This window comes from Pseudomonadota bacterium, from assembly GCA_022361155.1.
Taxonomy (GTDB): Bacteria; Myxococcota_A; Polyangia; order Polyangiales; family JAKSBK01; genus JAKSBK01.
The window spans coordinates 1-5,377 of record JAKSBK010000600.1; the positions used below are offsets into that span (position 1 = coordinate 1).

Below are 5,377 nucleotides of genomic sequence, written 5' to 3' on the forward strand. Positions count from 1 at the left end.
CATGGCGTGCTCGGCGACCAGCAGCAGTGCGATGAGGGCGACACCGAGCATGTAGACGCTTCCACGCTCCAAGATCACCCCCACTGCGACGAGCGACGCAACCGTGACTACATGCAGCAGCGCGCTGAGCAGCAGTCCGCCTCGGATGCCAAAGCGACGCGGAATGGAATGGAGCTTTACGCCGATGTCGAAATCCCTGTCCTGGAGCGCATACAGAATGTCGAAGCCGGCGATCCAGGTGGCTACTCCCAGCACGAGCAACCAGGGTGCGGCGCTTTCGTCGAGGGGGCCTCCAACGGCGATCCAGGCGCCGCCCGGCGCGAACGCGACGGCAACGCCCAGGATCAAGTGGCAAGCCCAGGTGAACCGTTTCGTGTACGAGTAGCCGAGCACCAGAGCCAGGGCGAGCGGGCTCAGCAACAGCGGCAGCGTTCCCAGCAGCGCTGCTGCCCCCACGAACAGCGCGCAGGATACGGCCACGAGCGCCCGCACCGAAACCACGGAAAGGGCACCCGTGGCAAGCTCGCGCCGGGCGGTGCGCGGGTTCGCTGCGTCGTAGGCGCGATCCACGAGGCGGTTGAAGGCCATGGCCGCTGTGCGTGCCGCTGCTATGCAAAGCACGATCAGCACCAGCTTGCGCCACGTGACCTCGGTGAACGGTGCGGCGAGCACCACCGCCGCCAGGGCGAAGGGCAAGGCAAAGACGGTGTGACTGAGCTTGAGCAGCGAGGCGTAGCTGCGAAATGTGCTCGCGGTGGTCATGCGCGGCGCCTTTGCGGTTGCCTTGCTTGTAGCAGCGGTCACGGCGGCTATCCGCCGCGGAGGTCCTGCAAGCAGCTTACGCGGGCGTTCGAGCTCTGTCAGCACGAAGCGCTCCGGGTCGTCCGGAGGCGCCGGGCCGTACGCTATCGCCAGCACGCCGGGCCGCATGTCCCGCGCGAGGCGCCCGAGCCCGAGCGCCTGCGCAACGCGCGTGGTGCCAGGAACCCGTTTCCCCCGGCGAGGCGGCCAATGGGCCGCCGCAACAAGCTTGCTACTCGAAACGCATGATCTCTCGCACCTGCTTCTCGAAGAAGGCCTTGATGGCTCTCCAGTGCGCTGGCTTCATGCCCTGAAGCGGCGCGTCCTCGGACTCAGCGTCCGCAAAGTACGTCAAGGCCTTGAGGACATGGTAGGTGTCAGCTTCGGCCACGCCGAACCTCTGGCGGTAGCACGACAGCGCCCGGCCCAACTTCATGGGACCGCGCACCAGAAGCTCGTGGAGGTCCCAGAAGTCTCTCTTGAACCCCCGCCTCGCGATAGCCACCAGCTTCATGACGGCCAAGTCCTTGATTCCGGCATAGCGAATCCCAGCCGGGCCGGTTAGGGGTTCCTCCAGCAAGGAGTATGGGTAGTTGACAAAGTCGACGGGTACTCCCCCCATGCGAACCGCGAGCGTGGTGTCGCTGATAGCCAGGACCTCCACACCCCCCTTGGTGACCAACGTGCGCCGCAGGACCTCCAGGTCGACAGCCGGCCCACGTGTAAACAGGTCGAGATCACGCGACTGCCGGTGGCCGAAGTGCAGAGCGACCGCGCCGCCGCCAGCGAGATAGAAGGCGCTCGCCTGCGCAAGGCGGGCTAGCTCGGCCAGGGTATCGAGCTGCGCTGCCGCCAAGCGGGAGGATTGGCCCATGGCTCGTCCTTTGCGTCCAACACCACTCGCCACATGGCAAGCGTCCGTGGAGACAGCTCGGGGTTGGCGGCTGTGGCCAGAACGCGATGAATGGAGCTCAGCCCGTACGTCCTCATCAGCCACCGCACCTCAGCCATTCGACCCTTCTCCAGTACCCGCGCGATGACGTACGTCGAGTCGCCTTCAAGGTCGATTTCGCTGGGGTCAACGTCCCAAAACACCCAATGATGCTCTTCAGGCACGGGCATGGGCCCCCGTAGTGTAGCCGCGCATACTCCGACCTCAGATGCTCATCGCACTGACGTGGCCTGTGTACCCTCGGCCATGGTGCCAGGTGGAGCAGTCACTCGCGTCGAGGAGCAGATCGATATTCTTGGTGTAACGGGGACCGGCTCGGCTCCCGAACCGGCTCGGCACGCAGATGACATCCCAATATTGTAGCACAAGCCCCAGGCTGTAGGATCCACGCTGTGGGGCGTCCCGGGGGCGTCCCGGGCCTTGCCAAACTGGTATCGGGACGCCTTCAGCGGCCAGGTCCAGAACACGCGGCGCGTTCCTAGTTGTTGACGCCTCGTTCTGTACGACATATTGTATGACAAATGGCCGGATCCAGAACCGATGCCCGGGTCATCGCTCGTCTCGACGAAGAGGAGCAGGCCCTTCTGCGGCGCGCGCGAGCGGCAACCGGAAAAAACAACAGCAGCATCATCAAGGCTGCGCTACGCCTGTATGCACAGACGTTGCCCGACAGGAGCGCCCTGGAGATCTTCGAGGACTGTGGACTGGTTGGCGCCAGCTCAGGTCCAACGGATCTCTCGGAGAACTACAAGGGGCGGCTCGACTTCTCGAGCAAGCACCACAAACGATGATCCTGGCCGACACCGGATTCTTCGTCGCGCTCACCATCAAGAGCGACCGGCACCATCCTGCGGCAGTGACGGCGCTCGGGCGCTATCAGAGCGAAGGGTTGGTCACCACGTGGCCCGTGCTGACAGAAACGATACACCTCCTGCAACGGGAGGCTGGTCCCGCCGTGGCACGCAAGCTCCTGATCGGTATCGACTCGGGCGCTGCACGCATCTTTGACCTGACGGCCGCTCACTTGCCTCGGGTACTCGAATTGATGGAGAAGTATCATGGGCTACCGATGGACCTCGCCGACGCCTCCCTGGTCGTTTGCGCCGAGGTGACGGGTGACGGGAGGATTCTCTCCACCGATGCGCGGGATTTCGGCGCTTATCGCTGGAAGCGGCGCAAGCCCTTCAGCAACCTCCTGAAGGTCTAGCACTGCCCTTCGTTGTCCATTTTGCTGCGACCTTCCTGCCCCTGTCAGCGCCAGGCGCAACGCTGATTGCATCGCTTTGACCGCCTTGGTCTGCTTGGCCGGCGTAGCTGCGAAATGTGCGCGCGGTGGTCATGCGCGGCGCCTTGTGGTTGTCTTGCTTGTAGCAGCGGTTGCGGCGGCGATCCGCCGCGGAGGTCGAGCAAGCAGCTTACGCGGGCGTTCGAGCTCTGTCAGCACGAAGCGCTCCGGGTCGTCTGGAGGTGTCGGGCCGTGCGCTATCGCCAGTACGCCGGGCCGCATGCCCCGCGCGAGGCGCCCGAGGCTCGTGCCGAGCCCGAGCGCCTGCGCACCAAAACTCGTGGCCATGGCGATGCAGGTGCGCGCGGAAAGCCGAGGGAAGCGGCCCTGCAAGGTCGCGGCTTCGGCCAGCACATCGAGGTTGGTATTCGAAGCCAGCGAGTCGCTGCCCAGGCCGGGCTCGACCCCGGCCCGGAGCAACGCGGCCAGGTTGGGTAGCCTGCCCTCGATGTGCAGGTTGGAGCGGGGGCACAGGACCACAGGCGCACGCGCTTTGGCCACGCTGCCGAGCTCGGCAGCCGACGCATCGGTCAGGTGCACGGCCAGCACGCCAGGATTCAGCGCCCCGAGCTCCGTGGCATACTGCACCGGGCCCATGTGGGGTGGCAGCCAGTCCTGCTCCCGGCCTTGACGCCGCATGAGCTCTGAAAACGGTCCTCCGCCATCGGCGAGAAACGCACGCTCCGCCGGATGCTCCGCCAGGTGCAGGCTCGTGACCACGCCTCGCTCGCGCGCTTCAGCCACGATGGCCTCGACTGTCGAGGGGGGCACGCTGTAGAGCGCGTGCGGCGCAAGGCACCAGCTCAGGTTGGCGGGCCAGTCACGAATGTCCTGGAACTGGGTGCGGGCGCGCGCGAGGGCCGCCGAAGCCGCTGCGCTGCCGAGGCCGTAGATCTCGTGAAACACGCGTCCCAGCAGCGGTGCTTTCGCCAAGAAGGGAACTGCGGCCAGCGAGTTGGTGACCTCGCCGACCGCGACCGTGCCGTAGTCTGAGAGAGAGCGAACCTGCGCGCGAATGGCGTTGGATCGCTCGCGCTCCGAGACGGCTTGCCGTGCGGCAAGCAGCTCGCGCAGCCAGGGCACGAAGCCCCGGCCGCCGGTGACCCGTCCTTTCAGGGCGCTGAGCTCGAGGTGGACGTGGGCGTTGACAAGACCTGGTAGCAGCACCGCGGCATGCTGCTGCCACGCTGCCTTGCTGTACTGCCGCCGCAGCCGAGCTGCCGCGCCGACCCGCACGATGCGCTCGCCGGCGTCGAGCACCACGGCCCCAGCGGCGATCGGGCCCCGCCGGGCGTCACCCGTCAGCAGCCAGCTGCCCGCCAGTCCCCGCGTGGGCTCGGTCCCGCTCATGGATGGCGGGTACTCTAACGCAGTTCCGCTCGCCGATCGCCCAAGCCTGGCGGCATGACGGTCCGCGGGCGTAGCGCTAGCCCGTGAGGCCGGCTGCTGCTAAGGGCAGCTGCATGGCTCACTTCGAGATGCCTGTGACCGACTACATGACGCGGCCGGTCGAGACCATCTTCAGGGGCGAGAAACTCGAGGAGGCCGACCGCGCACTGCGACGCAGCAGTATTTCCGCGCTGGCCGTCACCGCGGGCGATGGCAGCTTGCTTGGCGCCGTGTCGATCGCTCGCGCAAGCAGGGAGCCCTTGCTAAGCGCTTGCTTGTTCCCATGAGCACACCGCTTTACCAAGTAGCCGTGCGTAGCATCGAGGGCCGCGTCACCACGCTTGAAGAGCATCGGGGCAAGGTGCTGCTGATTGTCAATACGGCTTCCAGGTGCGGTTTCACACCCCAATATGCGGGCCTGCAGGAGCTCCAGGACGCCTACGCCGATCGCGGCTTCAGCGTGCTCGGGTTCCCCTGCAATCAATTCGGCGCTCAGGAACCAGGAGACGAGGCCGAGATCGCCGACTTCTGTACGACGCGCTTTAGCGTGAGCTTTCCCATGTACGCCAAGTTGGAGGTCAACGGACCCAACACGCATCCGCTGTATGCGTGGCTCAAGGCCCAGAAGGGCGGCGTGCTCGGCAGCCGGATCAAGTGGAATTTCACCAAGTTCTTGGTCGATCGGCGGGGCAATGTCGTGGAGCGTTTCGCACCCATCAACGAGCCGAGCAAGATCAGAAAGCACATCGAGAACCTTCTCTAAGGGCTCCGAAAGGGCGCCGGGGCTTCGGGCACTGATTTCGGGCCACCCACTTGGCGTCGTAGCGATTGCTGCGAGGGAAACGCGAGTTGTGCAGCAGCTCAACTTGGTCTGATGCCATGGACGAATAGGAAGCCTGAACGGTTTCGGCGGATGGGCCGGGCCGTTGTACTAGTACCACGGATCACAA

The 5,377-nt window shown here is 65.4% G+C and carries 8 protein-coding genes; 4 read left to right on the forward strand and 4 right to left on the reverse strand.

All coding sequences use genetic code 11. The annotated features are described in order from the left end of the window. From ubiA to MJD61_22505, 3 genes are all read right to left on the reverse strand, one after another. On the reverse strand, positions 1-918 hold a 918-nt coding region (gene ubiA, locus MJD61_22495; GenBank protein MCG8558029.1), incomplete at its 3' end, for a putative 4-hydroxybenzoate polyprenyltransferase. Positions 919-1,033: 115 nt separating this feature from the next. Beyond that, entirely contained in the window at positions 1,034-1,675 is a 642-nt protein-coding gene (locus MJD61_22500; protein MCG8558030.1) for a nucleotidyl transferase AbiEii/AbiGii toxin family protein, read from the reverse strand. Next, the gene (locus MJD61_22505) at positions 1,621-1,923 is read right to left on the reverse strand and encodes a hypothetical protein (GenBank protein ID MCG8558031.1); all 303 of its coding nucleotides are present in this window, start codon (positions 1,921-1,923) and stop codon (positions 1,621-1,623) included. Before MJD61_22505 ends, MJD61_22500 begins: the two co-directional genes overlap by 55 nt. Positions 1,924-2,274: 351 nt before the next feature. Here MJD61_22505 and MJD61_22510 point away from each other — a divergent pair, with 351 nt between their 5' ends. Next, entirely contained in the window at positions 2,275-2,544 is a 270-nt protein-coding gene (locus MJD61_22510; protein ID MCG8558032.1) for a hypothetical protein, read from the forward strand. Continuing rightward, entirely contained in the window at positions 2,541-2,960 is a 420-nt protein-coding gene (locus MJD61_22515; protein ID MCG8558033.1) for a PIN domain-containing protein, read from the forward strand. Before MJD61_22510 ends, MJD61_22515 begins: the two co-directional genes overlap by 4 nt. 129 nt (positions 2,961-3,089) lie before the next feature. Here the strand turns inward: MJD61_22515 and MJD61_22520 are convergent, their stop codons facing one another. Continuing rightward, the gene (locus tag MJD61_22520; GenBank protein ID MCG8558034.1) at positions 3,090-4,388 is read right to left on the reverse strand and encodes an amidohydrolase family protein; all 1,299 of its coding nucleotides are present in this window, start codon (positions 4,386-4,388) and stop codon (positions 3,090-3,092) included. Between the two features lie 113 nt (positions 4,389-4,501). Here MJD61_22520 and MJD61_22525 point away from each other — a divergent pair, with 113 nt between their 5' ends. After that, positions 4,502-4,714: a CBS domain-containing protein gene (locus MJD61_22525; GenBank protein MCG8558035.1), complete on the forward strand. Its 213-nt coding sequence runs from the start codon at positions 4,502-4,504 to the stop codon at positions 4,712-4,714. Continuing rightward, on the forward strand, positions 4,711-5,190 hold the full coding sequence (locus tag MJD61_22530; protein ID MCG8558036.1) for a glutathione peroxidase: 480 nt from the start codon (positions 4,711-4,713) through the stop codon (positions 5,188-5,190). Before MJD61_22525 ends, MJD61_22530 begins: the two co-directional genes overlap by 4 nt. Positions 5,191-5,377: the final 187 nt, after the last annotated feature.

Bases quoted from the DNA above. Each gene is read 5' to 3' on its own strand.
- MJD61_22525 (MCG8558035.1), top strand. From the start codon at position 4,502: ATGGCTCACTTCGAGATGCCTGTGACCGACTACATGACGCGGCCGGTC.
- MJD61_22510 (MCG8558032.1), top strand. From the start codon at position 2,275: ATGGCCGGATCCAGAACCGATGCCCGGGTCATCGCTCGTCTCGACGAA.
- MJD61_22520 (MCG8558034.1), bottom strand. From the start codon at position 4,388: ATGAGCGGGACCGAGCCCACGCGGGGACTGGCGGGCAGCTGGCTGCTG.
- MJD61_22500 (MCG8558030.1), bottom strand. From the start codon at position 1,675: ATGGGCCAATCCTCCCGCTTGGCGGCAGCGCAGCTCGATACCCTGGCC.
- MJD61_22530 (MCG8558036.1), top strand. From the start codon at position 4,711: ATGAGCACACCGCTTTACCAAGTAGCCGTGCGTAGCATCGAGGGCCGC.
- MJD61_22515 (MCG8558033.1), top strand. From the start codon at position 2,541: ATGATCCTGGCCGACACCGGATTCTTCGTCGCGCTCACCATCAAGAGC.
- MJD61_22505 (MCG8558031.1), bottom strand. From the start codon at position 1,923: ATGCCCGTGCCTGAAGAGCATCATTGGGTGTTTTGGGACGTTGACCCC.